The sequence below is a fragment of the Francisella noatunensis subsp. noatunensis genome, from assembly GCF_009823375.1.
Lineage (GTDB): Bacteria > Pseudomonadota > Gammaproteobacteria > Francisellales > Francisellaceae > Francisella > Francisella noatunensis.
Genome location: NZ_WBSX01000165.1, coordinates 1 through 2076, shown reverse-complemented (window position 1 = coordinate 2076; position 2076 = coordinate 1). Strand labels below are relative to the sequence as shown.

Here is a 2076-nt window from a genome sequence, read left to right as displayed (position 1 = left end):
TAGCTTTTTAACTTTACAGGATAGCTTATGATTATTTGAAGTTCTGCGGCTTTGATATAGCTTCTGTGCTATCTCAGCATTATAGTCACTATTTATACTAGTGCGATTAAGTTCCTTTTTTATAGCTCTTTCACTATAGCCAATTTTATTGGCTATTTGAGATGTTTGGTATCCTAATTTAAGTAATTCTTCTATGCAATATCTATTTGAAAGAGTTAAGTGCTTTGGCATTTTTTAGTTCCTTATCGTTTATTTTAGTTTCGTCAAAACCTAATAAACTATATTTGGAACTCTCTTTCAACTATTTAAAACTTTCAGAATACAATCTAGCATAGATGAGTTTTTATCTCCTGATAAAGTTACTAACGTTTCGTTAAACTATAAGAACGATATTATAAATACTAATATTATAGTTTTGGCTCAGATGATAAAAGAGCTAATTTTTCAGCTGGATTTTTCTATACAGATTCTTGGACCGAAGATTTATCTGTTGGTTTTAATGCTGAGAATATACCTATGCCAACATCAAATGCATCTCCAACATTTGGCCTTACATTTTCAGGAATCAAAAATCAGATGATTGCATCGGCACAAAGGGCATATTTTGACAATAATGTTTTATTTGGTCCAGAATACTCATATCAGAGGTTATATAATGGCGAGCATATGAATACGTTAACCTTGGATTTATCGGTATATATCTAGAGTAAAAACTATAAATTATAGAGTGTTTTAGCCTATCAATATCATAGTATGTTTATGATAAAATACTGTTAATGTATGTTTCATTATTTTTATTTTTCAAAGGGATTTATTCCATGCGCACTAAGAATTATTTAATCACAGGAGCAAGCTCAGGTATAGGTAGAGCTGTTTTGAATCAGTTGACATTACAAGGATTTACTGTTTATAACATAGATATCGTTACTCCACAAAAAGTCTTTGAAAAAGAGATATTTATCAAGTTTGATTTGTCTAACTATAGGGTATTGATGTCGTTTTGCCAAAAGATATAGATTTTGATGGAGTATTTTTTAATGCTGGAATTCACCAAAGTGGGTCGATATTTTCTCAGTCTTTTGATGAAATAAATAACTGTATATCAATCAACCTAATGTCTAGTATCGTCATTTTGAAATCTTTGGCTGAGAGTATGAAATCAGGAGCTTCTATAGTTTTTAATGGTTCAGACCAATGCTTTGTTGGTAAGACCAATAATTTTGCTTATGGCTTAACTAAAGGAGCTGTTGCTCAGATTACAAAATCATTGGCACTAGATTTATCACCCAAAAATATAAGAGTAAATACTGTTTGCCCAAGTACTACAGATACTCCTTTATATAGAAAAGCTATAGAGAGGCACTCTTTAGTAAGTGGAGTTGATCTGGCTGATATTGAGAAAAGTGAAGCAGAGGAAATACCTATCAACAGGGTAGCTACTTCAGAAGAAATTGCTAATGTGGTGATTTTTCTTTTGAGTGATAAAAGTTCATTTATGACAGGTTCTTTAGTTCCTGTTGATGGGGCTATACAGCGAGGTAAACCTGATGCAAGGAATAATAGATTCACATATTCACTTTTGGGATATTGATAATAACTATAATAGATGGGTCAAGGATACGAATTTACCTACAAAAGTACTACCATCTGATTTTAAGATAGATAACTTTGTACATGTAGAAGCTCATACAGAAGATATTAATCATCTATGCGAGTATAAGTGGCTGGTTGATAATTTTAGTAATAAAAAGCTGATTGTATTCTGAAAGTTTTAAATAGTTGAAAGAGAGTTCCAAATATAGTTTATTAGGTTTTGACGAAACTAAAATAAACGATAAGGAACTAAAAAATGCCAAAGCACTTAACTCTTTCAAATAGATATTGCATAGAAGAATTACTTAAATTAGGATACCAAACATCTCAAATAGCCAATAAAATTGGCTATAGTGAAAGAGCTATAAAAAAGGAACTTAATCGCACTAGTATAAATAGTGACTATAATGCTGAGATAGCACAGAAGCTATATCAAAGCCGCAGAACTTCAAATAATCATAAGCTATCCTGTAAAGTTAAAAA

General features: G+C 31.1%; 5 protein-coding genes and 1 pseudogene. 5 read left to right on the top strand and 1 reads right to left on the bottom strand.

The window, feature by feature from the left end; translation table 11 throughout:
- Positions 1 to 231, bottom strand: a 231-nt coding sequence (locus tag F8C69_RS09980; RefSeq protein ID WP_159183974.1) for a helix-turn-helix domain-containing protein, incomplete at its 3' end; no start/stop codon positions are given.
- Positions 232 to 331: 100 nt separating this feature from the next.
- On the opposite strand from F8C69_RS09980, the pseudogene F8C69_RS10275 reads away from it, so the two are divergent.
- The 5 genes and pseudogenes from F8C69_RS10275 to F8C69_RS09955 all read left to right on the top strand — a co-directional run.
- Positions 332 to 705 (top strand): annotated as a pseudogene (locus F8C69_RS10275) (DUF3573 domain-containing protein); the annotation flags it as partial.
- A 113-nt stretch (positions 706 to 818) separates the two neighbouring features.
- Positions 819 to 1016, top strand: coding sequence for a hypothetical protein (locus F8C69_RS10910; RefSeq protein WP_234384110.1), 198 nt, complete (start codon positions 819 to 821; stop codon positions 1014 to 1016).
- Complete coding sequence (locus F8C69_RS09965) at positions 1001 to 1591, top strand: SDR family NAD(P)-dependent oxidoreductase (RefSeq protein WP_234384111.1); 591 nt, start codon at positions 1001 to 1003, stop codon at positions 1589 to 1591. Before F8C69_RS10910 ends, F8C69_RS09965 begins: the two co-directional genes overlap by 16 nt.
- Positions 1548 to 1766: a hypothetical protein gene (locus tag F8C69_RS09960; RefSeq protein ID WP_234384112.1), complete on the top strand. Its 219-nt coding sequence runs from the start codon at positions 1548 to 1550 to the stop codon at positions 1764 to 1766. Before F8C69_RS09965 ends, F8C69_RS09960 begins: the two co-directional genes overlap by 44 nt.
- 83 nt (positions 1767 to 1849) lie before the next feature.
- On the top strand, positions 1850 to 2076 hold a 227-nt coding region (locus F8C69_RS09955; protein ID WP_159184567.1), incomplete at its 3' end, for a helix-turn-helix domain-containing protein.